This window comes from Rubripirellula lacrimiformis (assembly GCF_007741535.1).
GTDB lineage: Bacteria > Planctomycetota > Planctomycetia > Pirellulales > Pirellulaceae > Rubripirellula > Rubripirellula lacrimiformis.
In genome coordinates, this window is sequence record NZ_CP036525.1 from 6767762 (window position 1) to 6794336 (window position 26575).

Here is a 26575-nt window from a genome sequence, read left to right on the forward strand (position 1 = left end):
AAAAGGGGAGGCAGGCTTCGGGGGAAGCGAGCGTGGAGAAAAGGGGAGGCAGGCTTCGGGGAGGCAGGCTTCGGCGGAAGCGAGCGTGGGAAAGGATGCGTGGGAAGAGGGGAGGCGGGCGTAGAGGCGGCGGTGGGTGGGTAGTTTGCTGGCCGGTTATGCCGGGGTCGTTGTTAGTTTGGTTGACAGGACCTGTCCCATTCGCGACCAGGCTTCGGTGATCTGATGGTGGATGAACGAGGCGACCAGTACGCCGAAGACGCCCGCGGCAATGGCGGCGAACATGAACGATCGCGACGTCGATGGACTCGACAGCATCAGGGCTCCGCCCAGCAGTGGAATGATCGCTGCGATCAATCGATACAGTTCACCACGATTGATCATTCGGCTTGCACGCGCGTCGAAGTCAGCGTCCTGCATCGTCCGTCGCAAGCACAATGGATAGAAGACAAAGGTTGCCAACCAAGCGGTTCCAAAATACGGATACGCCATCGCAATTCCGCCGCAAATCAAAGACGACATGAACAAGTGCAACGAATCGATCATGGTAAAATCGGGACTCAAAGCTTGAAAAACCAACGGGAATAGCAAGCCTGATGAAAACCACAGCGAACCGCCAATCATGGCGGCGTTGTGCCCCAGATCCAGCATTCCAGATAGGTCCGAACTTTCAATCCGAGTATCGTAACGGGCACCGTCAACAGCACGCACCATGCTGCGAGTCTGCAGAATTGCTAACACCGCAGCCAGCGGAAAGTACGTCAGATTCACGATCCAAGACACCCATCGCAATGTTTCTTTCAAATGCGGTGTCTGCATGACTTCGTAAAAGTTGTAGTGGTAGTTCAATCCACCTGCGATGCCGTGCGGGATCAACAGCACCAAGCAGGCCATGATCCAAGGCGATTGCTTTGACAACCAGGACCGCAGCGATGGATCGGGCGGGTCGAACAGGGTCGCCGCCTGGGGATGAAGTGCCAGCCGTAAACGCCCCGCCATTTCGGCTCCATCGACAAATCGATCTTCCGGTGCGATCGCTAGCGCCCGCCGCAACGTTTTCTCCAGTACCCGCTGAGCCGCCTGATTGTCTCGCATCCCAGCATCACCGATGCTGTCGGAGTTTGGCGGAATCAGTGGACGGTCGCGCGCGCTGAGCTGTTCGGTCGCAGCATCGTTCCATGACAAGGTCGTCGGTTTGACGTCGAACGGCCGGCGCCCCTGCCAAAGTTCCCACAGCAACACACCTAACGAATACAAATCGGCGGGCTCGCGAATCTGATCTTGATCAGCATGGTTCCGATCGATGATCGCGCGCAGGTGCTCTGGCGACATGTAGGCAAGCGACCCACCAAGCGATGCCGCCTTGCCAACCTGTTCGGCAGATTCCGAGAAACTGACATTGAAATCGGCTAACTTCGGCACTCCCTCGGCCGTCAACAAGACGTTGGCCGGCTTCACGTCGCGATGCAGAATCTGCTGCGAATGCGCTTCGTGCAGCGCACGCGCCAAGTGGATGCCCACCCATGCGACCACCTGCGGCCACGGCGATTCGGCCAGCCAGCGACGGGTGGCGGAATCCTCGGGAACAATCTGCGCGGCAGACAAGAGTTGCTCGTCGACCGACTGCAGCAGCATCGTCCCGCCCATGCTGGCCACGGTCTGGGGTGTTCGCCGAGTGTCAGTGATCGTCGCTCGAGCCGACTTAACGACATCCGCCAATGTGCCACCGGGAACGAACTGCATGTACAACAGGTGCAAGGCCGGATCGGTCAGTTGCCGCTGGTCATAGACGCGCACAATGTTCGGGTGATCAAACTGAGCCAACGATTCCGATTCGCCTCCCTTGCCTCGGGAAACCTTCAGTGCCACCAACCGCCGCATTGACACCTGTTGAGCCAAATAGACATGTGCGAACGCGCCTTGGCCGAGTTTCTGCAAGATCAGAAAATCGTCGACCGATTCCCCCAAATCGATTTCGGGCGGCGGCCCGGCAATCGATGACGATGTCATGGCGGCGATCGATTGTTCCAATGGGCCCAGCATGGCGGCGAACGCCGGATACCGCTGTTGGTATTCGGACGCATCGGGCGTTTGTCCCAAATCCTTGCGGATCTGGATCTCTTCCATCACCAAGTCCAGCGGGACATTGGCCGGCGACAACACGGCCGCATCGACGTCCAAGTATTCGTCAATGCCGCGAAACCGCCCGATGTCGGCAACCATCGCCATGTCCAACTTGATCAATTCAACCAATGCAATTCGCCGGTCAACGATGTCGCCCACGGGCAACAACGTGGACAGTTGACTGGGTTGATCGACAGGACCGCGCAGGGCCAACGCCTCTAAACAGTCCCCTAACCAATCGTCAGATCTGGCGTCCGCGGCGTCAGAGTTGGGCAAATTATTCACGGGGATCCGTTCAGGAAATGTACAAGGCTTCGAAGCTGGTATTCTACGGTCGTGGACTTCGCCCGGTTTGCGGCCTGTGACAAACCGAGCATTTCAACACACCTAGTGCGATGATCCGTGTGGAACTGCGATTCTGGACCACACAATGCGACTTGGTTCCAATAGAGGGAAACGATGATGGATGCACCCGATCAAGATCGAGACGACGAATCCTCGGATCAAGCACTGCTATCCCAAATCCATCAGCGCGACCCTGATGCGTTGGCTCGTTATATCGAATCCCATCGGTCCAGCCTGACCGGATTTGTCAGATCCATCACTAGCGACCGATTGCTGGGGACGATCGAACTGGACGACCTGCTGCAAGAAATCTGCACGACGGCGATCAGCAGCTTGGGGACCGCCCCGCTGGACCAATACGAACCGATGCAATGGCTGCAGCAACTCGCTCGCCGCCGAGTCGTTGACGCCCACCGGTTTCATTTTGGCGCCCAGCGCCGTGATACCGGACGTCAACAATCGCTGCATGCAGCGGCGGGTGACGAAGGGATGGGACTGGAACATTTGCTGGCCGCCAGCATGACGTCGCCCAGCGCCGCGTTCAGCCAAGATGTTCGGTTGAACCGCATGCAGCAGGCGATCGCGGAATTGGGCGAAGAACAACGCACTGTCATCCGGTTGCGATACGTCGACGGTCTGCCGACCAAACAAATCGCCCAACAGCTAGGCAAAACCGACGTGGCCATCCGAGTGCTGTTGTCCCGCAGTATGCGTCAGCTGGAAAAACAACTCGAAGACGTCAAACCAAGCCGATAGGTCCATCACTCGGTAAGTCACCCCAATGAACCGGATGGATCAACATTCGCCTTGAAATGTATCACGCATGTCCATCGGCATGCGGTAGTGGACCCAGCCCGGCAACGCAGCCCGGACGATCGTCGGCTTGCCCAACGAAGCTTTCACGCGGTGCGAATACAAACGGTTCTCGCTTTCCACACGGTGGATTTGGTCCCACGGGATCATCAAAGGCGGATGACCGAGCCGAAAAATCCACGGCATCGCCATGCGAAGCCCCTGATCGTTGATGCCAAACGTGACGACCGAGTGATACTGGATCGCGCCCAACGTGGCTGACCGAAAACGGCCCGTTTCATCGGCATCAAATTCATCGCATCGATAGCGGCGGGCCAAACGATCCCACCCGCTGATTCGAGCCATCAGAAAGCTAACGAAGATCCAGGCAGTCGGTATCAGCAGTAGATAGACCATCGCCGACTAGCGGCTTTCGACTTTGGAAAAGATCATCTTGCCAGCGTTCGTTTGCAAAGTACTGGTGACGCGAACGTCCAGTTCTTGGCCAATTCGATTGCGGGCCCCTTCGATGACGACCATCGTGCCATCGTCCAAGTATCCGATCCCCTGCTCGGGACCTTCGCCCGCCTTGATCACTTTCAAACGGAACGTTTCGTCCGGCAGGAACACGGGACGCAAAGCGTTACTGATCTCGTTCAAGTTGATCACGGGAACATTGTGCAACTTGGCAACTTTGTTCAGATTGAAATCGCCAGTGACGACCTTGCCTTCCAAGTGCTTGGCCAACAAGACCAGCTTCAGGTCGACGGTCTGGCCAGCCAACTCGGGCAGCTCGCGATCGAAGATCATCAAGTCCACATTGTCGTCCGCTCGCATTCGGTTCAGCACATCCAGTCCGCGACGACCACGGGTTCGGCGAAGCTTGTCACCACTGTCCGCAATCGCTTGCAGCTCGGTTAAGGCGAATCGCGGCATGATCAACTGATTGTCAAAGATCCCCGTCCCTACCAGATCGGCGATCCGCCCATCGATCACCACGCTGGTGTCCAAAACCAAGGGCTTGAACCCTTTGACCTCTCGCACAAATTCAACGTAGGGAATCAGGAATCGGAAGTCGTCCTTGGTTTGCAACAACACGCTGACACAGGTGTAGCAAAGAATCAAAGCCATCACCATTTGCGGGACTGCTGGCCCCAAGGATGTCGACGCCAGCAGCGGGGCCAGCGCGATCGACAACACGTATGTCAGCAACCAACCAATCAGCAATCCAAAGTAGACCGACGAAATGGTGTCGATCTTCTTCTTTGGCGCATAGATATCACCAACGACCACGGCAACCGCGATCCCCATGGTGCCGGCAAAGACCAACCAAGGCACGGTTGTGGAGGTGTCCGACAACTGTGTGTTGATGATCGCCGAAACGCCACCGGCGCACAGCAAAAATAGAAATCGCAGGATGATCAGGGCCATAGAACCGGTCGCCCGCTAATGCTCGTGAAGGGAGGGGTAGGACGTGGAACGATACGCCAGAATGTCGTTCCACGACCCGCAGTGTAAATCAGCTCTGACCATGTCCCCAGGGGATGGGGCGGCCAATCCGAGGATCATCGACAACGTTTACGCCGTCGGATCGAACTCAGACTGCCAAGATACACGACGCCACTGTACGGGCGTCAACATAATGAACCAGAAAAATCTTACCGCGAATCTCGCCGCAAACGCACCGATGATGGCATTCGGCGACTAAAACTCCCCACCCGCCAATCGCAGTCCAGCACTAGCCATCGCTTGGATCGGCGGGCGAAACGAATTCGCCAGCGATTCCCCCAAAGGGCATCCAAGATCGGACGCCCGATCCATAGCTTTAAACTTCGGCGACGGCCGGAACCACGTCATCCACGATCGGTTCGAACGAATCCGAGGTCATCTGGCTGTCGCTGAGCGTGAAAATCACAAACAGGCCGACGAACACAAACGAACCGACGAACACGATGATGTTGAACGGCTTGTCCCAAGCCAAGTGCATGAAGAACAGCCCGACCAGAACGGCCTTGACGGTCGCGATCCCCATGACGACATAGATATCCATGCTACCGATGTCAAAGCTAGCCTGGGCAACCGTGACGATTGTCAGGAAGACCAGTGCGGCGAACACCGCTAGCAACATCGATACCGGCATCGGGTGCGCGAAATCGTAACCTTCTTTACCATGACCATGGCCGTCATCAGTGTGACCGTGTGCAGACATCGTGTTTTCTTTATCGTGATCGTCAGTAGGAATGAATCGTCCGAGACGGCTTAGCGAATCAGGTATAGCAAGGGGAACAGATAGATCCAGATCAAGTCGACCAAGTGCCAATACAGACCGACATAGTCCACTGGCCCAAAGTATTGTCGATTGAAATCTTGACGAACCGATCGGATCAACAGCCAAACCAGAACGCCGATCCCACCCAGAATGTGAATCGCGTGAACACCGGTCATGCAGTAGTAGATGCTGAAGAAAACACCGGCGGTGCGTGGCGTCAGCACGTTTTCCTGAACCTTCGAAATCCCACCTTCGATATTGGACGAATCGTTGATGACCGATCCAGCGGCAAGAGCCGACTGCTGCTGGCGAGCGATCAATTCGCTTTGCATTCCCGAGTTCGTTGCGTCGGTGGCCAATCGTTCTTGAATGTCAAAGTCACTGTTGGCACTCAACTGCGTCCCAGCCGCTTCGATTTCATGAACGGCGTGCGATTCGTCTGCGTGTTCTTCCGCGTGCGCCTCGGCAAGGTGATCGGCACCATGACCTTCGTCGCCGCCACTTTCCAAGATGACACCCAAGCCAACGCCAACAAAGAAGCAAGCACAGACCACGGTCAGCGGCATCGCACATGCGGCATGGAACTTGTTCCCGCGAACGATCGACACGATCCACCACAGCACCACACCGACCAACAGGATGGCGAACGGCAGACACAAGTACAGCAGATAGTTTGGTTGATCGGCTGGATGCGGGTTCGCCGGGTCGTAGGTGAACATCCCGGCGGGCAGCAAACCCATCGTCCATTTGTGGGAATATTCGATCGATTTCACGCCCAAGAAGATCATCGCACAGGACAGCGTCGCGGCCAGCATCCCGGTCAGCTTCTTGTATTCTTCGGTTTGCGAGCAACGCACGGCCCAGGCCATGGTCAGCGAACTGAACAACAGCACGCCGGTGTTGATCGCACCCAGCTTGGTGTTCAAAAACTGGCTGCAACCTTCGAAGACTTCTGGACGCAGCATCCGAAACATCGCATAGGCACAGAACATACCGCTAAAAAACAGCACTTCGGTGACGAGGAACAACCAGATGCCCAACTTGCCACTATCGAACTGTTGTTCGGGGGTGTCAAAGTGGTGCGCCAAGAACGACGGATGGTCATGATCGTCGTGGCCATGCGCGTCATGCGCGTTGTCAGGGGCGGCGTCGATGGTGGACATGAGTTGAGAATGTCTGATAAAGGGTGCGGACGAACGGGCGTCATCCTACAAATAAATGAAAAGTTACGTAGTCCCAACCAGTGTTGGCAGGAACAAAATTGTCATCTGCGGAAACAGGTTCTGCGTCCACATCGCCTCAGCGCCCTCGGTCAAGAGGACACGCTGGACGACCGGCTACCGATCAGTGGCCGCCATCGGCATGGGCGGGAACCGATTTGGGCGACTCTTCGGGAGCCAGCTTTCGCTCCGGCTCGGTTGAAACGTATCGCTCGTTTTCCTGGTCCCATTCCACGTTGCTGAAGTCGTAGGGATCGCCCACAACCGGTGCACGTTCAAAGTTATAGAACGGCGGGGGACTGGTGCAGTGCCATTCCAGGGTTGCACCGCCCCAAGGGTTGGCCGGTGCTCGTTTGCCTCGTACCAACGATGCCAACAGTACGACCAATGCGATCACCAATCCAATTCCCAGCGTCAGTGCACCGTAGGTGCTCATTTGATGCAGGAATGCGAATTCCGGGTCGTAGGTTGCGTAACGGCGAGGCATTCCGCGGCTGCCCAGGACAAACTGCGGCAAGAACGTCAGGTTGAAACCGATGAAGATGATCACGGCAGCCAGGCGGCCGCCCCATTCGCTGTACATCTTGCCGAACAATTTCGGCCACCAGTGGAAGACACCGCCCAAGAACGCGATCAGCGTTCCGCCGACCATCACGTAGTGAAAGTGAGCGACGACAAAGTACGTGTCGTGAAGGTGTTGGTCCGTCGCCAAGGTTCCCAGGTGCAATCCTGTCAAACCACCAATTGTGAACAAGAAGATGAACGCGATGGCGAAGCACATCGGAGTCGTCAGGCTGATCGATCCCTTGTACATCGTCGCGATCCAGTTGAACACCTTGATGGCCGATGGAACCGAAACGGTAAACGTCAAAGCACTGAAGATGATCGTCGTCAGCGGGCTCATTCCGGCGGTGAACATGTGGTGTCCCCAAACCAAGAAACCCAACAGGGCGATCGCGATCGACGAATACGCGATGAAGCGATAACCGAAGATTCGCTTGTGGCTGTGAACGCTGATCAAATCGCTGATCACGCCGAAGGCCGGCAGAATCATGATGTACACGGCCGGGTGACTGTAGAACCAGAAAAAGTGCTGGTAGGTCACCGGGTCGCCGTTGAATTCTGGATCGAAGATCCCAATATGCATGGTGCGTTCAGCGATCAACAGCAGCAGCGTGATGCCCAACACGGGCGTCGCCAAAACCTGAATGATGCTGGTCGAATAGGTCGCCCACAGGAACAGCGGCATGCGGAACCACGTCATCCCCGGTGGACGCATGGTGTTGATCGTCACGATGAAGTTCAAACCGGTAAAGATCGAACTGAAGCCCAGAATGAAGGCTCCCATCGTGGCCGCGATCACCGAGGTGTCCGTGGTCGTGCTGTAAGGCGTGTAGAACGTCCATCCGGTGTCCAGCCCAGTGCTGAAAAGTGCCGCGATGAAGAAAATCGCACCGATGCACCAGAGGTAAAAACTGGTCAGGTTCAGCCGGGGGAACGCCACATCTTTCGCCCCCAACATCACCGGGACAAGGAAGTTCCCCAGGGCCGCCGGAATGCTTGGGATGATGAACAAGAACACCATCACTGCACCGTGCAGCGTGAACACCTGGTTGTAATAGTTATTCGCTTCGGCACCCTTGAAGATCATCCCTTCGGGAAGAAACAGGTGCAACCGAATCAGCAGTGCCAGCAGCCCCGCAAACGCGAAGGATACGGTCACGCCGATCAGGTACATCACACCGATCCGCTTGTGATCCAAGGTGAAGATCCAGCTGAGCGCACCCTTTGAATTGGTGAGATAGTTCTCGCTCGCGGTCGGATACCCCGGATCGCGAATGACGGATCCTTTCGGAAGTGAACCGGATGACATGGGAATGGCCTCTAAAACGAATGGTTCGATGTGTGTTGTGTGTGGGACAGATGGTCAGCGAAGGGGTTACTTCGCCGCGCCACCGTCTTTGGCGAGCGTCTTCATGTATTCGATCAGCGAATAGATGTCGTCGTCGCTGAGTTGTCCTTTGTAGCTAGGCATGACGGGCTGGTACCCGGCAACGACCTGAGCCTTGGGGTACAGGATCGATTCGCGGATGTAGTTTTCGTCCGCGTTGATCTTGTCGCCGGTGATCATTTCTTCCGGCCGACCGTATAGCTCGGCAAAGGATGGTCCAACTCGCTTGGTCCCATCAATGCTGTGACAGCCCGCGCAACCGCGGTTCTTGTAGAGTTTTTCGCCGTATTCGGCAGGCGGCACGCTGGCGTCCCGCTTGCTGTACTGTTTGATCCAAGCATTCAGATCCTCCAGCGTTTCGTGAACGACGACGACCGTTTGCATTTCCGAGTGGTTCGTACCGCAGTACTCGGCACAGTACAGGTCATAAAAGCGGTAACCATCGGGCGTGAACTGGTGCTCGTCAAAGTTCCAGCTTTCCCCGAGGTCCTTGGTCTGCTTGATGGCCGCAGCCAGTTCTTCGTCGCTAACTTTTTCGCTTGCGACGGTGGGTTTGAACCACATGTAGTTGTACCGACCAGGAACGATGTCCTTTTTGGCACGGAACGCGGGGATGTAAAGGCTGTGGATGACATCGGTCGAACGCATCGACAGTTTGACCGGTTCGTCTTTAAGAATGTGCAATTCAGGGTGGAACACACCCGAGCCGTAGTCGATGGTCCAGCCCCACTTGAAAGCTTGGACGTTGATTTCGTTGGCCCCATCAGGCACGTCTCGCATTTCCAAGAACGCTTTGGCGCCAAAGATGAACATCCCGACCAAGAAGAACGACGGCACGATCGACCAGGTGACTTCCAAGACCGTGTTGTGAGCAACGTTGCTTTCGGCCTTGGTTCCCTTGGGCTTGTTGTACTTCACGGCGAAGTAGAACAACGCGATCACGATCGGGACAAAGAACACCATGCAGGTGATCGTGATCCAATAGTAAAGCGAATCGTTGATTTCCGAGAACGAAGATGCTGATTCGGGAAACCATGCATACGGTTCGCTGTAGTCGCCGAGCAACGAAAAGGCTTTGGGAAGGTTCATCAACATCATGACGGCAATGGGACGATTTGAAATTTTGAAAGGTATCTGTAGCAGCGAGTGAATCGACCGTGATCACTCGCGAGGTTGTTCGGGCGGGCCGTTGTCGACTTCGACCGCGGACGCAGATTGAACGTTCACGTTCCCTTTGCGACCGATCCAATAGGGGGCCAAACACACCAACATCAACCCGATCGTTGCAGCTCCGCCGAGTCGCATGATTCGCCATGCCTGCGGAACGTAACTGTTGCTGTCGGGATCGTAACTAAAGCACCACAGGATCAGTTGATCGACTTTGGTACCGACGGTGCCCTCACCGGCTTCCACCAGGGCTTTCCGTAAATCTTCGGGTTCGAAAGCGACGGCCAGGGAATAACGCGTGATGACTCCCTTGGGCGACACAAACGCCAACATGGCTGGGTGGTAATACTCCCCCGACTTTGCGTCGCGGGTGTACCGAAAACCCAGCACGTCAGCCAACTTGGTAATGATCGGTTGTTGAGCGGTACAGAACTCCCATCCCTCTTCCACACCAGGCTGGCTGGGGATCAGTTGTTCGGTGTACTTCGTTTTTGTTTTTCGCGCGGTCGCAGTCGACTCTTTCGGGTCGATGCTAACGCTAAGCATTTGAAAGTCTTTGCCAATCTGCAGATCCAGATCCGCCAGCGACTTTGCCAACTGGTTCAACTGCACGTTGCAAAGCATCGGACAGTTGCTGTAGTTCAACGAAACAATGGTGGGTTTGTTGCCGTCGATGTAGTAGCCGGTTTTGACCTTACGGCCCATCGAATCGGTCAGCGGCAAGTCCAGTGGAATCTGGGCTCCCAGGTTCTGGTCAACCGTGACGTTTTCAACTTCGCGTGGCACACCATCGTTCAGCGTGACGTCTTGCCCACTTTGCAATCCTTGGGCCAGGACCAGCGATGGCCCACCAGCCAATAGCGAGATCAAACCAAGGGCGACGACCGCGATGGTGGTGCGAGCGTCACCCGAACCCGCCATCGGCCGAACCGACCGGGGGTTTCCGAGCGTCGGCGCTTCGGAAGAGTTAGGTTTCGTCGCTACCACTTTTCTTTTCATTGCTGGAGCCGTTTGCCTTGTCCTTCACCATCATTTCGATGGCGTCTTTGACCGGAATCGTAATGCGACCCGTGTCGGAGTCGACGCCAAATTCAGAGACCTGCGCCGTTTGCTCGCTCAAAATCAGGTTCTGGCGGCGATAATCGCTTTGCGCGGCAGTCTCGGCTTCCTGCCAGTCGTTCATCGTGTAGTACAGCACTTGAACCGCCAAAGCGGTCACTGCCGTCACAACCACCGAAATGATTCCTACTGTGAAGATCCGTTTCACGTTCAGGTCGTCGTAAGCTGCCATGTCTCTATTGTGGTGAAAAACGTGATGGATAGGGGGGAAATTGCCTCCGACTGCGTCATCACGACGCAGCCAATCGCAGGCCGTTTAAACGTTCTCGAAAGCCATGGATTCGGCCAATCGAGGATCACGCACGGCCACCACTTTGGTTCCGCTGGCGACCTTTAGCACTAACCCCGTCAACAAAGCTGACATACCTAGGGCACACATCACTGCCGACGCCACACCGACGAATTGCACCGAATACGGCAATTCGCTAGCAACCGCAGCCTCTGGCATGATGATCCAGAACAGGTCGAAAAAGTGCATGACCAGCACGTAGGCTGCCCAAAACACGACGATTCCCGGGCGACGACGCACATACATGCTCATCAAGCCCAAGAATGGCAGCATCCAGTGCAGGAAGATCAGTGCCACGGTCATGGTCCCCCACCCGCCCAATTGACGGTGATAGATCCACTCGGTTTCTTCGGGAATGTTCCCGTACCAAATCAACATGTACTGACTGAACGCGATGTACATCCAAAACAACAGGAAGCCGAAAATCAGCTTGGCAAGGTCGTGGTAGTGTTCCACCGTGACCTCGTCCCGCATCGCACCCTTTTTCTGCAGCACGAAGGCGGCCACCGCAAGCATGCAGTGAGTTGCCAGCACGCTGCCGGCGAACAGGTACACGCCGAACATGGTCGAAAACCACATCGGTGCCAGGCTCATCACCCAGTCAAACGCTGCGAAAGAAGTGACTCCGCAGAATGCCATCGTGGCCGGACCGCTCCAGTACTGCAGCCGATCGGTGACCGCACGTTCGCCGGTTTCGTCCTGCTGCGTGCTGCCGCGGAAGAAATACAGGGCCAACACGATCCAAACCGCAAAGTAGATGATCGCACGGACGGCGAACCACCCCTGGCTGAGCCAGCGAGACTTTTCGGCCCATGCCAATGCTGGCAAATGGTTGTCGGTTGCAAATTGGGGATCGTCCCAGCGGTACAGCATCCCTTCGCTGAAGAACAACGTCAGCAGGATCGGCAGGAACAGGATCGCCAGGGGGATGACCATCATCATCACCAATTCGGCAATCCGTCGCACGACCGTGCTCCAGCCCGCCCGCACCAAGTGCTGAATCAGCACGAAGAACAGCGAACCGGTAGCCAGCGTCAGACAGTAGACAAAACCGGTCAGGTAGGCCGACATGCCGACTCGTGGGTTGCCCATGAAATTGCCGACAGCCCAGCCGGCGACCAGTAGCAACAAGCCACCGCCCAACATCGGCAGGGTCAATGCCGAAAGGGACGCGGGAAGCTTGAAGGCCGGATCATCGGCGGGTTTGACGACAGGGCGTGCGTGAGACATCAGTGCGAACGCTTGTAAAAATCAAGTGAAGTGATGGTATTTCATGAGGCTGGTCGAGCACCGCGAACCGGTTCGACCGAGCCTTCTTTCGTATCGAACCGATTAGGTCGACGATTTCTTTTCGGCAGCGGCTTTCGCGGCTGATTCTTCGGCAGCCTTTTTCTCAGCCGCCGCTTGTTCCGCTAGCTTCTTGTCGACCGCTGCTTTTCGCTTTTCGATCGCTGCACGCTTGGCGACAGGCACCAAGTCGATGGATGCGTTCTGGCTCTTCTGCAAGGCCCGCACATAAGCAACGATTGCCCAACGGTTTTCGGTCGTGATCTGACCAGCGTAGCCAGGCATTTTGCGAATCCCGTTGCTGATCGTGTTGAACAGTTTTCCGTCGGGATACTTGTCGGCGTACAGGCTGTCCTGGTGCAACGAGGATGGCGGCACCCAAGTGGCGGCCAAAATCTTCTGTGCACGTCGGTTGACCAGCCCGTTTCCGGCACCGTTCATCCCGTGGCAAACCGAGCAGTAGATGCCGAACTGTTCCTGGCCCTTCTGCAACGTTTCCATCGAAATTTCGCGTGGGTTGTCCGTCAACCAAGGCGTGGTTTCCATGACGCTGGCGGTAGCGGCGGCAGGCGCCGCCGCTTCGGCCTCTTCCTTGGCTTCCGCATCATCCAGTGCTCGGACCAACATCGCGGCGCGAGGGCTATCGATCTTAGCCAGCGCTTCGACGTCGATACCGGTCTGGTAGTTCAGGTCCATTTGGCCACGGGCCACGGTACCTGGAACATCCGGACGCATCGCCCGTGCATCGCCGAACAAAGTGGTACTTTGCTGAGCGTCTTTCGAGGGCGAAAAATCCATGTCGTAAAAAACGTGAAAACGCGGCAAGGGACTGTTCGTCACTCGCATCTTCAAAACGACCAACAGTGGGATGATCGACAACGCCATCACCACGATCCAAGTCGTGAAGATGAACTTGGGCACTTTGCTGGGCGAGTCATCCTCGAGCACGGTCGTGATGTATTCACTTCCGGTGTCCCCGAGCAACTTTTCGACACCTGCACGATCGTATCGCGAGTCGGTCGAATCGATGAACAGCACAAACCGGTCGTCGGTCACGCGATCGAATCGCGGATCGGTGAAGACCGGGTTGCTGAATTTCGGCAGCCCGTTCAGAGCCCACATTCCAAAGAACGCACCAAACGATGCGAACAAAATGGTCAATTCAAACGCAACCGGAATGAAGGCCGGCAACGAGATGAAGGGCTTGCCCGAGATAATGTACGGATAATCAATGCCGTTCATCCAGATCTGCATCAGCAGACCGGTGGCGGTGCCGGTCAGACCGCACACCAGCACGATCCACGGCAATTTCGTTGGCTTGATCCCCAGCGCCTTATCGATCCCGTGAACCGCGAAGGGTGCAAACGCATCCGTCTTGGTGTAACCGGCATCGCGAACGCGACGACAAGCATCCATCAGGGTATCGACCGAGGTGTACTCGGCAGCGATTCCGTGAACTTTTTTATCGTTGGTTTCAGACATCGTTATTTTTTTAGTGCTCGTCTTCATGCGACATGTGATGCTGCTTCGCTAATGTCCACTTCACTTCGGCCATGTTGATCACCGGCATCAGGCGACAGAACAACAGGAACAGAGTGAAGAACAAACCGAACGACCCGATCAACATCGACCAGTCGACCCAAGTCGGGCTGAAGTAAGCCCAAGCACTGGGAAGGTAGTCGCGTGAAAGACTGCTGATCACGATCACGAATCGTTCGAACCACATCCCGATGTTCACGAAGATGGAAACGATAACGATGATCCAAGGTGTCGTGCGAAACTTTTTGAACCAGAACAGTTGAGGGCTAATGACGTTGCAGGAAACCATCGTCCAATAGGCCCACCAATAGGGGCCAAAGGCACGGTTCAAGAACGCAAACTTTTCTTCCGGCACTTGGCCGTACCAAGCGATAAAGAACTCGGTGCCGTACGCCAAACCGACGATCGAACCGGTCGCCAAGATGATCTTGCACATGTTGTCCAAGTGGCGAATCGTGATCAATTTCTCCAGCCCCAGCATCGTCCGGGCAGGAATCATCAACGTCAGCACCATGGCGAAACCGCTGAAGATTGCCCCCGCAACAAAGTACGGCGGGAAAATCGTGGTGTGCCAACCGGGAACCTGCGACACGGCGAAGTCAAACGACACGATCGTGTGCACCGACAACACAAGCGGCGCGGCAAAGGCAGCCAGCAAAGCGTAGGATTTTTCGTAACGCATCCAGTGACGCGACGACCCGCTCCAACCCAGCGACAACAACCCGTAGGCCATCCGCCGCCACTTGTTCTTGGATCGGTCCCGGAACGTTGCCAAGTCAGGCACCATTCCCATGTACCAAAACAACAGCGACACGGTGCCGTAGGTCGACACGGCGAACACGTCCCAAAGCAGCGGGCTGCGGAACTGAGGCCACATCCACAAATTCAAACTGGGATACGGTGCCAACCAAAAGGCCAACCAAGCCCGACCCACGTGAATTCCGGGGAATGTCCCCGCACAAACCACGGCGAAAATCGTCATCGCCTCCGCCGCCCGGTTAATCCCGGTACGCCAGTCTTGGCGGAACAGGAACAGGATGGCGCTGATCAGCGTACCGGCGTGACCGATACCGACCCAGAACACGAAGTTCACAATCGGCCAGCCCCAGAATACCGGCGACCGGTTCCCCCAGACGCCAACCCCGGTGTACAGCAAGTACAGGATACAGATCCCAAACCACTGCAGCAGAGCGAAGGAGATCAAGAACCCGATCACCCACGCTTTGTTCGGTTTTCGCTCGGCAACCTGACAAACCGTTTCGGTAATGTCGTGAAACGTCGTGTCGTCCAACACCAACGGGGCACGTTCGCCCGGGCGTTCGACGCTGTTGTCCAGTCCGTTGGGGATGGCAAGTGACATGAGTGATAGGTTTCAGGAGTGTAGGTAGAAAGTTTTAGGGTGCTGGCGGCAGGGCCAGCGGCGAAACGAAACGATCAGCGTTCTTATTCTTTGTGATCGCCATCAGCATGTTCTTCATGCCCATGTTCGTCATGCCCGTGTTCGTCATGCCCATGACCGGCATGGCCATCGTGGCCGTGACCTTCGGAATCGTGGTCGCCATGATGAGGCGCCTTCAAAGTCGCCAGATCATTCAACTGAGCTGCCGTCATCAACCGCTTAGGCGTGTTTCGAACGCGAGCGAGATATTCGGTACGCGGCTTGACGTTCAACTGGCCAAGCATCCCGTAACTGCGAACGTCGGCTCGCTTCTTCGACACAACCGAGTTGGGGTCTTGGATATCGCCAAAGTCGATCGCTCGGGTCGGGCAAGCCGACTGACACGCGGTGACGATGTCGCCATCTTGGATACGACGATCTTCTTTGCGTGCGGTGATTTTGCCCTTTTCGATCCGTTGGACACAGTAGGTGCATTTTTCCATCACACCACGACCGCGAACGGTCACGTCCGGATTCATCACCAACGCCTGCAGCTTGCGATTGGCACTTTCGATGTTGCTTGGATAAGCATCGACACCGTAGCCAACCCCAACGTCCGAGTTGTAGTTGAAGTAATTGAAGCGGCGAACTTTGAACGGACAGTTGTTGGCACAGTACCGAGTCCCGATGCATCGGTTGTAGGCCATCGCGTTGAGGCCTTCGTCGGTGTGAACCGTCGCGGCAACAGGACAAACCTGTTCACACGGTGCGGTTTCACAGTGCATGCACGCGACCGGTTCTTGAACCACGTCGGCGTTGTCTTCATCGCCTTGGAAGTAACGGTCGATCCGGATCCAGTGCATTTCGCGACTGTTCAAGACCTGTTCGCGACCGACGATCGGAACGTTGTTTTCGCTTTGACAAGCCACGACACAGGCGTTGCAGCCGATGCACTTGGTCAAGTCGATCGACATTCCCCACTGGGGCAAGTCGGGCTTTTCGATCTGGATCGTGTTGATCGGTTCGTCCCACGGTGATCCAGCACGGCCAACCTTGGGCACGTGAGGGCCCTTGGATTCAGCAAACTCAGGCACTTTTTCCAGCAATGCCGTGGTGCCTTCGCGGACCAGGGTAAAGCTTCGCTGCTGAGTTTCGTTGCGGCCGCCTTCGTCGATCGCCCAGTGATCCTGGGTGGTCGCGATCTCGGTGTCTTCGTAACGAGGCCGACCTTCGACGCCATAAGCGACCTGCATCGAATCGATGCTTCGCAGCGGCGAAACGTCGATGCCGACAATAGGCACGTCTTTGGCTAGGCTGCCACCGACCATACCGGCTCGGGTTCGACCGTAACCGATGGTTGCGACAACCACGCCAGGCGCTAGACCGGGCATTTCGTAAACCGGCAATTCGATTTTTGCATCACCGACTCGCAGGGCGGCGGCCAATTCGTGCTTCACGCCAAGGGTCCGGGCGGTCGCTGGGCTCATCACCGCAGCATTGTCCCAGCACATCTTGGTCAGCGACTGAGGCAATTCCTGCAGCCAACCATTGTTTGCAAAGCGTCCGTCGTACAAGCCATCGGCCGGAACAAACAGGACTTCCATCGCGTCTTTGTTTGGCTCGGTAACCGCAACCGGTGCGTCGGCGGTCAATGCTTCGCCTTCGCCTTGGGGCTGAAGATCCGATGCCACGACAACGCCTTCGGCATAACCGTCGTGCAGCAGCGATCGCCATTGACGATCACTCATGGCCGAACCAGCCAATTCATCGGCAGTGCGACGAACGATTGCCATCGCGTCGGTTTCGCCATCACCCAACATCGCAGCCAAGACTTCGGGAGTCGTTCGGCCGCCCAGCAGTGGCAAAATCTGAGGCTGACAGACGCCATAATGGCCATCGTCACCCACCACGTCGCCCCAGGATTCCAGCGGGTGCGCCAACGGCAGCGACCACTTGCAGGCATATCCAGTTTCGTCGTCGTATTCACCCAGGTAGATCGAATTGTCGACCTTGGCGATCGCGCCAGCCAGATCGACATCGCCGGGTGCCGTGAAGACTGGGTTGTCGCCCAGAATCAGCAGCGAATCGATATCGCCAGCATTGATCTTGGCAACCAGGTCCTTCAACCCGACCGATTCGCCCAACTCGGCGTCCACCGCTGGCATGAACGATTGGGACTTGCCCAACGAACCCAGCTTTTGATTCATACGAATGCCAGCAGCAACGGCTTTGGCACCCAAGGCTTCGCCGACCACGACAACCGCTTTATCGCCTGCCGCCGCAATGTCGTGGGCAGCAACGTCCAAGAACCGTTCCAAACGTTCGGCGGGGCCGAGTTCGTTGAACGGCTTGTCGCCTTCGCCCGAATGATCCGCTTGATCTTCCCCAGCCAAGGCTTCGACACGACGCCCAAGTTCAGCCAAGAAGGCCGGCATTTGGCTAGGCTGAAGCGCCAATCGCGTATCAGCACTCGCTCCCGTACCGGTGTATCCGCCTTCGACGACATACAGACGGTTCATATCGCCAGCAACAGGATCACGCCGCTTCGCAAAACTGCGAGCCGCGGTGATCATCGCCTTGTCCTTGCCCAGGACATCGGCTTCCAGAGTCAGGACGACATCCGCCTGATCCAGCGACAACACCTGCTTGGCAGGCTTACCGAATACGGTTGCAGTGGCCTGGGCCATCGCGTCGCCCGAAACCGAATCAAAACGACACAGCGTCGCCTTCGGCATTTTCTTCCGCAGCGATTTCAGCATCCGCACGGTCGACGGCGAATGAGTGGGCGACATCAGCACGGCAAACTTAGATCCGCCGGCATTCGACGCAGCGGATTTAACCAGCGACTGACCAAAGGATTCAAACGCATCCCAGCCCAGCGGTTCGCGATTCTCTCCACCGCGACGCAGCAAGAAACCGGCGTCACCGCGAGCACGATCGGGATCGTACAGACCCAGGATCGAGGCCTGCGAAAAGACGTCTGTTCCGCCGCCACCGGGATGATCGCCATTGGGTTCAATCTTCAACGGACGACCGTCAAAGCTGGTGACCAACAGGTTATAAACGCGACCGGCCAATTCGAAATTGGTGGCACGGCTATAGGTTTCGCCGGGGACACGCCCTTCGGGACGGATCACAAACGGCAGAATTTCTTCTTCGGGATAGCGACAACCGGCCGCACCGACCAGCGCCAACGACGCCCCCATCAACTGCATCCAGCGACGGCGAGAAACGCCTTCGGGGAACTCGGACGCTGCGACGGGAAATTCACGATCGAGATACTGTTCGAACTCTTCGCCGCCACGGAACTCAGACAGACTGCGCCAATACTGCGGGCGTGCCTTTTCCTGGGTGGTTTCGGGACTCGAAGGTTCCGTGTGGTTCAGGGTCATGTCGAGAAATTACGCAAGAAGGATGATGAATGGCTGGTTGATCGACGTTGCAGCGAGCCCAACGGCTCGCGGCATGCTGACTACGCCCACCGGAAAAAGCAGGCCAGAGAACACTAGCGGTGACAGACAGCGCAGTGAACTTGCGGATTGATGTGGTGTTCTTCACGCCACTCTTTGGCGAACTCGGCTTGAGCCTCGGGCGACTCAAACTCCCAGTCCAACTTGGTCACAAATTCCTTGGGACGCAGGTGCGGCTCGGGATTGCGGTGACAGGTGATGCACCATGCCATCGACAACTCTTCGTGCTGATAGACCACTTCCATCTGGTCGACGCGTCCGTGACAGGACTTACAACTGACGCCCGAATTGACGTGGGCGGCGTGGTTGAAGTACACGAATTCGGGCAGGTTATGGACTCGTTTCCAAGCCATGCTGCGGCCGGTTTCCCAGCTCTCGCGAATCGGTGCAAGCTTTGCACTTTCGGAATGGACCGCGGCAAGCGAGGTCACACCTTGGTCATTTGCCGGCGAATGGCAATTGACGCAGGTTGCCGTCGGCGGGATCGCCGCATGAGCAGCGTCGAAGACCGTGTTGTGACAGTACCGGCAGTCCATCTTCAGCTGACCGGCGTGGATCGCGTGACTGAAGGGGACCGGTTGAGTCGGCTGATACCCAATGTTCAGCGTGACAGGGTCCGTCAAAAGTCCGCCCATCGCACCGGCGAAGACGGCGCCTGCTGCAGCAGCAACCGCCAGTAAGCCCAGAAGCGGATTGACCCAGCGAGGAAACAAGAACCGTTGCATAGTATTACTGTTTGGCCTGTGAGAGACGAGAGACCGCGAAGTCATCACGGTTCCCTCCACACGGCGGGAGTAGAAAAAAGAAGGCGTCCGATGCCTGTATCGGCGGGCAGTATGACCGTGGTAGTAGCCAGCTTGCAATCCCGACCTGCAATTGAGCGACATTGTGTCGCACTACCGCACAGTTTCGACGCACAGTTGTGCGATTTGACGGCGTTCTGGGAGGCCGTGGCAAACGCTGCGGCCTGACCGGAGCCCCGATTTCGCCTCGCCAAGCCCTCGACCGTCGACCCGGCGACCCATTTTCGCGATCACGCGAAGCCACATCGGGCCCCGACCGACCAAGAACGGATCGCTTTCGGCGCGGCCTGCATGAACCGTAACTTGGACGCATCGCTATCGATCACCTTGGCATGCTGATTTACGCACACCCGATGTTCATCCATCCCGGTCGCCGATCTTCACCGACGCAACCGGTGCAGGCCCCAACGACACAGGCCGTCGCCACCCCGATGGTAGCGACGGCCTGGTGAATGAAAATCATCGATGGAACCTGCGGTGATCCCAACAGCGATCCGATCGAAAATCGCAGGTCGGGTTAGGCGATCATGGCCGAACCGGCAACCGGCAACCCGTTGAACGGACAGGCACTGGCCCCGGCATAGGCACCCATGGTGGGAACCAGCAACAGATCGCCGACATTCATCTCGGGCAACATCTGATCACGCGCGACAACATCGCTGCTGTCGCAGGTTGGGCCCGCCAACACACAGGGATGAAGCGGCCGACCGAACGGATTTTCCGCGATCACGTTGTAGTCCACATGGTCAAAGATTTTTCCCGAGAACGATCCGTAGATACCGTCGTCGATGATGTACCAATTCAATCCGGAACGCAGATTTTTGCCCAACACCTGTGTCACCAAGGTCACGCATTCGGCAACCAGGCCGCGCCCAGGTTCGGCGATCAACCGGATCGGCAAGTCACCGAACACCTCGGAAAGACTTGCAGAGACCGAGTCACAGTAGGTCGCCAGCGTCATCATCTCGCTGTCCCGGTAGGGTGCGGGAAAGCCGCCGCCGATGTCCAACACTTCCAGTTCAAACCCCATCTCCGCAGCTTCGTCCCAGCATTGCCGCACCCGCTCTAGAACGCGGCGGTAGTCCCCTGGGTTCAAGCACTGGGATCCCACATGGAACGAGAATCCCTTGACGTTCAAACCTCGGGATCGCGCGGCGACCAACAGGCCGACCACTTCGCGAGGGTGCGCGCCAAACTTGGCCGAAAGGTTGATCAGGCTGCTGTCGGCGCTCATTGCCAACCTTAGCAACAACTGCACATCGGGCGTGTGAGTCTTGATTTTGTCCAGTTCGGGTTCATTGTCGAACACGAACAGGCGGACACCTTCGTTGTAGCAATCCAGCAAATTTTGACGGGTCTTGCAGGGGTGCGTGTGCAGCATCCCAGCTGGATCGAACCCAGCTTGCTTGGCGGCGATCAGCTCCCCGTGCGAACAGACGTCCACGGAGCATCCTTCTTCATACAAAGTCTGCAACACAAAGGGATTGGGATTCGCCTTGGCTGCGTAAAACAATTCGACTCCTGGCAGGTGGTCGCGCATGGTTCGATAGGTTTGAACCAATTTCGACTTAGAAACCACCAACAGTGGAGTCCCATGTCGTTCACCCAATTCGCGTGCTTGATCAAAAGAGAGAACGCTTTGGGCAGACCGCAGCAACTGCGGTGTCAGGATATCGGTTTGCATAGAAGTGGATTGCACCTCGCCTTCGATGGTTAATGTAGACGTCGACCCAGGATTGGACGGCGCCGAGGGGACAGGAATCTCCGCACTGTTTTCACATCGGTCCCAAACGATGGGCCGGGTTGCACGGAAGACTCGATCGAACAAACGCTTTGTTGGGTCCCGAACCAGAAGAATTCGGGACGCCCGCCGATTTTCACGGCAAGCAAATTCAGAGACGGACGATTCGCGGTCGAATCCTCGTTCTTGGTTGATGCGGGATGCGAATTATCATTCCAAGTATCGGTTTCGCACAGTCGCTTGATCCCAAATTCGCTTCGAATTTTCCAGATCAGTTCCAACCGGGTGCGAAGGGGTCTGCAATTCCCGCTGTGGGCATCTTGGGCATCGCGTGATCGACGACCGCGATCCGGTTATCCTAACGCGTGATCCGTGAGTCCCGGCGTCGATCCTGCGTCCCCCATCATCCCTGGAATCCAACATGGTCCGTTGCCCCGCTCGTTGCCCCGCCCAACGCAAGTTTCCACCGGTTGGGTTCCACCCGTTTTCCATCAGGCTGCTGGCTTGGATAGCCCTGGCCGTGATGGCAGGACCGGGTCATTCCGACTTGCTGGCCGCCCAGGACGCTAGCCGACCGTTGAACGTGCTGGTGCTGTACGCCGACGACTTGGGATTTGGCGACCTCTCGATTCAAAACCCCAAATCCAAGATCCCCACACCCGGCCTCGACTCGCTGGCGCGTTCGGCGATGCGATTCACCGACGGACACTCGTCTTCGGGAATCTGCACCCCCAGCCGCTATGCGATGCTGACCGGCCGGCACCATTGGCGAGACTTTCATGGGATCGTGAACGCTTTTGGAAAATCGGTGTTTGATCCGGACCGGCTGACGATGCCCGAGATGATGCAACAGGCCGGCTACCGGACGGCCGCGATTGGGAAGTGGCACCTGGGTTGGGACTGGGACGCCGTCAAACGACCGGGAGCCAAACCGATGGGCAAAGGACGCAAAGCGGGATTCGGGCCGGACGCATTCGATTGGGACAAAGCGATCCCGGACGGGCCGACGGCGCATGGGTTCGACAGCTACTTTGGCGATTCGGTGATCAACTTCCCACCCTACGGCTGGATCGAAAACGATCGCGTCGTCACCGCCCCCGACCAGATCATGGACACGTCGAAATGGAAACCGATCAAAGAGGGCAACTGGGAATGCCGGCCAGGTCCGATGGTCGCTGGCTGGGATCCCTATCAAGTGCTGCCCACGATCACCCAACGTGGGATCGACTTCATCCACCAACAGAAGGACAGCGACCAGCCGTTCTTTCTGTACTTTGCCTTTCCGTCACCCCATGCACCGATCATCCCCAACGATTCGTTCGACGGCAAATCCCAGGCTGGCCCCTACGGCGACTTCGTTTGCGAGACGGACGATTCGGTCGGTCGGCTGTTGGCCGCGTTGGAACAATCCGGTCAGTCCCAGAACACGATCGTGATCTTCTCTGCCGACAATGGCCCGGAAAAATATGCATACGCGCGTGACCAAAAATTCGATCACTGGTCATCGGCGCCGCTGCGTGGACTGAAACGAGACGTCTACGAAGGCGGCCACCACGTGCCGATGATCATCCGTTGGCCTGGCGTTACCCAAGCCGGCCAAGTCAACGACGCGTTGGTTTCCCAGATCGACCTGATGGCGACGCTGGCCGGCTACCTGAACGTTGACCTGCCCGCTGATGCGGCCGAAGATTCACACGATTTGATGCCGCTGCTGACCGGCCAAGCAGAATCGGTCCGCCAAGAACACGTCCACAACACCTTCGACGGCCAGTACGCGATTCGCAGCGGACCATGGTTGCTGGTCGATGCCAAGAACGGATACCGCAGCCAACGCGACCAGGCTTGGGAAACCAAACACGGCTACGCCGCCGACGATGATCAGCCCGCCGAACTTTATCACCTGGGCAACGACATCGGGCAACGCCACAACTTGGCCGCCGACCATCCTGAAAAGGTCAGCAGGCTGCGTGCCAAACTGCAACAGATTCGCGATGCTGGGAAATCAGCACCTCGGCTAGCAAACTGACGATCACGACGGCTGGTCGATTGCCATTCGGGGTCCAGCCGAACGATACGTCCCACCACCTATTCTCTCGCACCAAGCAATGCCTTCCCATGAACCTGCCTGACTTGAAACTGCCACACCTGATTGCCCTGCTGCTAATCGCGTGCTCGCACCCTGCCGCCGCGATCGCCGCCGACGCGGTCCGTCCGAACGTCGTCCTGGTGCTGTGCGACGACATCCGCTGGGACGCACTTTCCTGTGCCGGACACCCGCATTTAAAAACCCCCGAAATCGATTCACTGGCCGCCGAGGGCCTGTATTTCGAAAACATATTCTGCACGACCAGCCTGTGTTCGCCCAGCCGTGCATCGATCCTAAGCGGGCTGTACGCCCACGCGCACGGGATCACCAACAACTTTACCGACTATCCCGAATCGCTAGCCAGCTTCCCGCGTCAATTGCAAAAGTCCGGTTACCAAACCGCGTACATCGGCAAATGGCACATGGGCGAACAGAACGATCAGCCCCGCCCAGGCTTCGACCACTTCGTGACACACAAAGGGCAGGGTAAGTACTTTGACACCGAATTCAACACCAACGGAACCGGCGGCAAGGTCGTGCCCGGTTACTACACCACCGTCGTCACCGACATGGCGATCGAATGGCTAAAACAGCCGCGTGATCAACCTTTTGCATTGATGATCGGCCAAAAGGCTCCGCACAGTTTCTATCTGCCCGAACCGAAACACGAACATGCCTTTGATCATGTCGAAATCAACTACCCGCATTCGTCATTCCAATTGCACGACAAACCGCAATGGATCCAACAACGTCTGAAGACATGGCACGGCATCTACGGGCCTCTGTTTGATTGGCGAAAAGACTTCCCGGACACTAGCGCCGCCGGCGTCGTCGACTTTTCGGAAATGGTTCGCAACTATTGGGGGACCATCCTGTCCGTCGACGAAAGTGTCGGGCGACTGAAACAACACTTGAAGGCAACCGGCCAGTTCGACAATACGGTGTTCATCTTCATGGGCGACAACGGGCTGCTAGAAGGCGAACATGGCATGGTCGACAAACGGACCGCGCATGAACCCAGCATGCGAGTCCCGATGATCATTCGCTATCCCGGACTAACCCCCGATGGCCCCCAGCGAATTAAGGGACAAGTGATGACCGTCGACGTGGCACCGACCATTTTGGATCTATGCGGCGCCGAACCACTGCCGCACGCCCACGGCAAGTCGATCCAACCGTTGGTCGCCGGCGACACCGACCAATGGCGGACGTCGTTGTTCTATTACTACAACTACGAAAAGCAGTTCCCCTACACACCCAATGTCCGCGCACTGCGAACGGATCGCTGGAAATACATTCGCTACCCGCACGGCGATGGCAGCCCGGACCGCCACATGGCCGAACTATACGACCTCGAAAACGATCCGAGCGAATCGGTGAACCTGGCACAGGCCGCCGAGCACCAAGAACGAATCCTGGGACTGCGGGCGGAACTGGAACGATTGATGAAGGAAGCCGGCATCGACAACGACACCATGCCGCTGGACGAAGGAATCGGCAGCGAATTGCCCGATAAAGCGATTCGCTAACCAACGATCGATCATTGAGTGTCGCGATGAAAGTCATCTGGCCCCCGCCGCGCAGCGGTTTGCGGGGGCAGAGAGTAGAGAGAGGGGGGGGAAGAAAGAAACGACACTTATTGAGCGTTCGTTGCTAAGACGGGTAGTCGGCAATCATTCGGTTGATCTGCCGCTGCAGCAATGCGGTCGCAGGTCAGCCGAACATTTCTTCTAGCTGTTCGATGGAATCAAGCGCGTCTTCCACCGACGACGTCTGGGCACCGGCGACCCGGCCTGCCACGTCACAGTCGTTCAACCGCATCAGATCATCGAACCAGGGATGCGCTGTCAATCGCTTTCGCCGACGAGCCCCGATGCTGTGGTCGCGCACTCGATGCGCTTCCATATGATGACCGATCAGCCACGCGGTACGCTCGGAAATGAATCCATCCAACGCTTCCAACCCGGCGGCCACGTGATCGTCTTTGTCGATTGCTTTGCCGATGTCGTGCAGCAAAGCCGCCAACAAAAATTCTTCGTCGTATGCCGATTCGTCTTGGGCCAGATCGTAAACCTGCAGACTGTGATGCAAGACGTCGCCCTCGGGGTGAACCTTCGGATTCTCGCGAACGTTCTCCAGCGGCAGCAGCAGGGCCAGGAAAACACTCCATCGATCCGGGCGGGTGTCCATGTCATCGAGACACTGATGCAGTTGACTCGGATCAAACCCATGTTCGATCTGGATCAACTTTTCTAGATCGTCCTTCGAGACCCGCTCGATTGGTTTTCCGGTGATCGAACTGCGGAATCGAAAGCCCAACTGAGACGTCGAATACACCGTCAGTTCGATGGGAAATTCGTCGCGGACGTGGATGTGTGTGTAGACCCGCAACTCGTTGTTCTTGACCAACCGTTTCCGCTGGATCGTATGGGATGCCCCCAACGAATCCAGACGCTGCGAGATGACGTCGGGGTGGTTGGTAAAGACATGGATGTCGATATCCGAACCATCGCGAATGCCGCCGGTCAGCACGCTGCCGATCAACTTGGGATGAAATTCGTGCAGTTGATTCATCCACCACAGTCCCCGGACCCGCATCCGCCGCAGCCGATCGGACGGATCGTTTTCGCCGGGCGGCCCGTGGCCTTCGTGGAGACGCGAGAGAATCTGCACTTGTTCGCGAATCTCAGCGTTGCTGGGCAGATCGGATGGTTTGACCCAACCACGCCCAGTTTGGCGAGCTGCTTTCTGTTTCGCTTGGTAGTATTCCGTGACAACACGGCTGTGCATCAAGCGGGCTGCCGACCAGGCGATCTGGCGGCGAAGTTTGGAGGACGACATCAACGGGGTTCGACGACGCGAACCCGACAACGACGAGGAAAGAAAGAATCAGGTGACATCCAGAATAGGCGGCCTAGCCAGCGAAGGCAAACCGTTTTACCGCTGCGACCCGCCGATGCGCCCCGATCCTAGACATCGCTAAAACCCGAACACT

Annotated in this window: 19 protein-coding genes; 3 read left to right on the forward strand and 16 right to left on the reverse strand. The window is 56.9% G+C overall.

Going from position 1 to position 26575, the window contains the following annotated elements; all coding sequences use genetic code 11:
• Positions 1-156 precede the first annotated feature (156 nt).
• Complete coding sequence (locus tag K227x_RS23715; RefSeq protein WP_145173746.1) at positions 157-2409, reverse strand: serine/threonine-protein kinase; 2253 nt, start codon at positions 2407-2409, stop codon at positions 157-159.
• Positions 2410-2586: 177 nt separating this feature from the next.
• Between K227x_RS23715 and K227x_RS23720 the strand changes: the two genes are divergently transcribed.
• Positions 2587-3225, forward strand: coding sequence for an RNA polymerase sigma factor (locus K227x_RS23720; RefSeq protein ID WP_391540462.1), 639 nt, complete (start codon positions 2587-2589; stop codon positions 3223-3225).
• Between the two features lie 39 nt (positions 3226-3264).
• Here the strand turns inward: K227x_RS23720 and K227x_RS23725 are convergent, their stop codons facing one another.
• From K227x_RS23725 to K227x_RS23790, 14 genes are all read right to left on the reverse strand, one after another.
• On the reverse strand, positions 3265-3627 hold the full coding sequence (locus tag K227x_RS23725) for a hypothetical protein (RefSeq protein ID WP_145173752.1): 363 nt from the start codon (positions 3625-3627) through the stop codon (positions 3265-3267).
• 57 nt (positions 3628-3684) lie between these two features.
• A complete protein-coding gene (locus K227x_RS23730) occupies positions 3685-4692 on the reverse strand; it encodes a PIN/TRAM domain-containing protein (RefSeq protein ID WP_145173755.1) in 1008 nt (335 codons plus the stop codon).
• Between the two features lie 394 nt (positions 4693-5086).
• Positions 5087-5470, reverse strand: a complete 384-nt coding sequence (locus K227x_RS23735) for a cytochrome C oxidase subunit IV family protein (protein WP_145173757.1) — start codon at positions 5468-5470, stop codon at positions 5087-5089.
• Positions 5471-5520: 50 nt separating this feature from the next.
• Positions 5521-6693 carry a cytochrome c oxidase subunit 3 gene (locus K227x_RS23740; protein WP_145173759.1) on the reverse strand — a complete coding sequence of 391 codons (1173 nt, stop codon included), beginning with the start codon at positions 6691-6693 and terminating at the stop codon, positions 5521-5523.
• Positions 6694-6874: 181 nt separating this feature from the next.
• Positions 6875-8623: a cytochrome c oxidase subunit I gene (locus tag K227x_RS23745; protein WP_145173762.1), complete on the reverse strand. Its 1749-nt coding sequence runs from the start codon at positions 8621-8623 to the stop codon at positions 6875-6877.
• A gap of 66 nt (positions 8624-8689) precedes the next feature.
• On the reverse strand, positions 8690-9799 hold the full coding sequence (locus K227x_RS23750; RefSeq protein WP_145173765.1) for a cytochrome c oxidase subunit II: 1110 nt from the start codon (positions 9797-9799) through the stop codon (positions 8690-8692).
• A gap of 63 nt (positions 9800-9862) precedes the next feature.
• Entirely contained in the window at positions 9863-10789 is a 927-nt protein-coding gene (locus tag K227x_RS23755; RefSeq protein ID WP_145173768.1) for an SCO family protein, read from the reverse strand.
• Between the two features lie 46 nt (positions 10790-10835).
• Positions 10836-11159: a hypothetical protein gene (locus K227x_RS23760; protein ID WP_145173771.1), complete on the reverse strand. Its 324-nt coding sequence runs from the start codon at positions 11157-11159 to the stop codon at positions 10836-10838.
• Positions 11160-11243: 84 nt separating this feature from the next.
• Positions 11244-12506, reverse strand: a complete 1263-nt coding sequence (locus K227x_RS23765; RefSeq protein WP_145173774.1) for a hypothetical protein — start codon at positions 12504-12506, stop codon at positions 11244-11246.
• Positions 12507-12608: 102 nt separating this feature from the next.
• Positions 12609-14045 (reverse strand): quinol:electron acceptor oxidoreductase subunit ActD, encoded by a 1437-nt coding sequence (locus K227x_RS23770; RefSeq protein WP_145173777.1) that lies wholly within the window; start codon positions 14043-14045, stop codon positions 12609-12611.
• Positions 14046-14055: 10 nt separating this feature from the next.
• Positions 14056-15462: an NrfD/PsrC family molybdoenzyme membrane anchor subunit gene (nrfD, locus tag K227x_RS23775; RefSeq protein ID WP_145173780.1), complete on the reverse strand. Its 1407-nt coding sequence runs from the start codon at positions 15460-15462 to the stop codon at positions 14056-14058.
• An 83-nt stretch (positions 15463-15545) separates the two neighbouring features.
• Complete coding sequence (locus tag K227x_RS23780) at positions 15546-18872, reverse strand: TAT-variant-translocated molybdopterin oxidoreductase (RefSeq protein WP_145173783.1); 3327 nt, start codon at positions 18870-18872, stop codon at positions 15546-15548.
• A 113-nt stretch (positions 18873-18985) separates the two neighbouring features.
• Positions 18986-19675, reverse strand: coding sequence for a cytochrome c3 family protein (locus tag K227x_RS23785; RefSeq protein ID WP_145173786.1), 690 nt, complete (start codon positions 19673-19675; stop codon positions 18986-18988).
• A gap of 595 nt (positions 19676-20270) precedes the next feature.
• Positions 20271-21452 (reverse strand): type III PLP-dependent enzyme, encoded by a 1182-nt coding sequence (locus K227x_RS23790; protein WP_246146148.1) that lies wholly within the window; start codon positions 21450-21452, stop codon positions 20271-20273.
• A 565-nt stretch (positions 21453-22017) separates the two neighbouring features.
• On the opposite strand from K227x_RS23790, the gene K227x_RS23795 reads away from it, so the two are divergent.
• Both K227x_RS23795 and K227x_RS23800 read left to right on the forward strand, forming a co-directional pair.
• Complete coding sequence (locus K227x_RS23795; protein ID WP_145178372.1) at positions 22018-23520, forward strand: sulfatase family protein; 1503 nt, start codon at positions 22018-22020, stop codon at positions 23518-23520.
• Between the two features lie 89 nt (positions 23521-23609).
• Positions 23610-25109, forward strand: coding sequence for a sulfatase family protein (locus K227x_RS23800; RefSeq protein ID WP_145173789.1), 1500 nt, complete (start codon positions 23610-23612; stop codon positions 25107-25109).
• A 184-nt stretch (positions 25110-25293) separates the two neighbouring features.
• Here K227x_RS23800 and K227x_RS23805 read toward each other — a convergent pair whose 3' ends face one another.
• Positions 25294-26421 carry an HD domain-containing protein gene (locus tag K227x_RS23805; protein WP_145173792.1) on the reverse strand — a complete coding sequence of 376 codons (1128 nt, stop codon included), beginning with the start codon at positions 26419-26421 and terminating at the stop codon, positions 25294-25296.
• Positions 26422-26575: the final 154 nt, after the last annotated feature.

What these genes read in the sequence shown, in the direction of transcription:
- K227x_RS23760 (WP_145173771.1), bottom strand. Translation starts at nt 11,159, where the DNA reads ATGGCAGCTTACGACGACCTGAACGTGAAACGGATCTTCACAGTAGGA.
- K227x_RS23730 (WP_145173755.1), bottom strand. Translation starts at nt 4,692, where the DNA reads ATGGCCCTGATCATCCTGCGATTTCTATTTTTGCTGTGCGCCGGTGGC.
- K227x_RS23725 (WP_145173752.1), bottom strand. Translation starts at nt 3,627, where the DNA reads ATGGCTCGAATCAGCGGGTGGGATCGTTTGGCCCGCCGCTATCGATGC.
- K227x_RS23780 (WP_145173783.1), bottom strand. Translation starts at nt 18,872, where the DNA reads ATGACCCTGAACCACACGGAACCTTCGAGTCCCGAAACCACCCAGGAA.
- K227x_RS23720 (WP_391540462.1), top strand. Translation starts at nt 2,587, where the DNA reads ATGGATGCACCCGATCAAGATCGAGACGACGAATCCTCGGATCAAGCA.
- K227x_RS23770 (WP_145173777.1), bottom strand. Translation starts at nt 14,045, where the DNA reads ATGTCTGAAACCAACGATAAAAAAGTTCACGGAATCGCTGCCGAGTAC.
- K227x_RS23795 (WP_145178372.1), top strand. Translation starts at nt 22,018, where the DNA reads ATGGCAGGACCGGGTCATTCCGACTTGCTGGCCGCCCAGGACGCTAGC.
- K227x_RS23750 (WP_145173765.1), bottom strand. Translation starts at nt 9,799, where the DNA reads ATGATGTTGATGAACCTTCCCAAAGCCTTTTCGTTGCTCGGCGACTAC.
- K227x_RS23755 (WP_145173768.1), bottom strand. Translation starts at nt 10,789, where the DNA reads ATGGCGGGTTCGGGTGACGCTCGCACCACCATCGCGGTCGTCGCCCTT.
- K227x_RS23785 (WP_145173786.1), bottom strand. Translation starts at nt 19,675, where the DNA reads ATGCAACGGTTCTTGTTTCCTCGCTGGGTCAATCCGCTTCTGGGCTTA.
- K227x_RS23745 (WP_145173762.1), bottom strand. Translation starts at nt 8,623, where the DNA reads ATGTCATCCGGTTCACTTCCGAAAGGATCCGTCATTCGCGATCCGGGG.
- K227x_RS23805 (WP_145173792.1), bottom strand. Translation starts at nt 26,421, where the DNA reads ATGTCGTCCTCCAAACTTCGCCGCCAGATCGCCTGGTCGGCAGCCCGC.
- K227x_RS23735 (WP_145173757.1), bottom strand. Translation starts at nt 5,470, where the DNA reads ATGTCTGCACACGGTCACACTGATGACGGCCATGGTCATGGTAAAGAA.
- nrfD (WP_145173780.1), bottom strand. Translation starts at nt 15,462, where the DNA reads ATGTCACTTGCCATCCCCAACGGACTGGACAACAGCGTCGAACGCCCG.
- K227x_RS23740 (WP_145173759.1), bottom strand. Translation starts at nt 6,693, where the DNA reads ATGTCCACCATCGACGCCGCCCCTGACAACGCGCATGACGCGCATGGC.
- K227x_RS23765 (WP_145173774.1), bottom strand. Translation starts at nt 12,506, where the DNA reads ATGTCTCACGCACGCCCTGTCGTCAAACCCGCCGATGATCCGGCCTTC.
- K227x_RS23800 (WP_145173789.1), top strand. Translation starts at nt 23,610, where the DNA reads ATGAACCTGCCTGACTTGAAACTGCCACACCTGATTGCCCTGCTGCTA.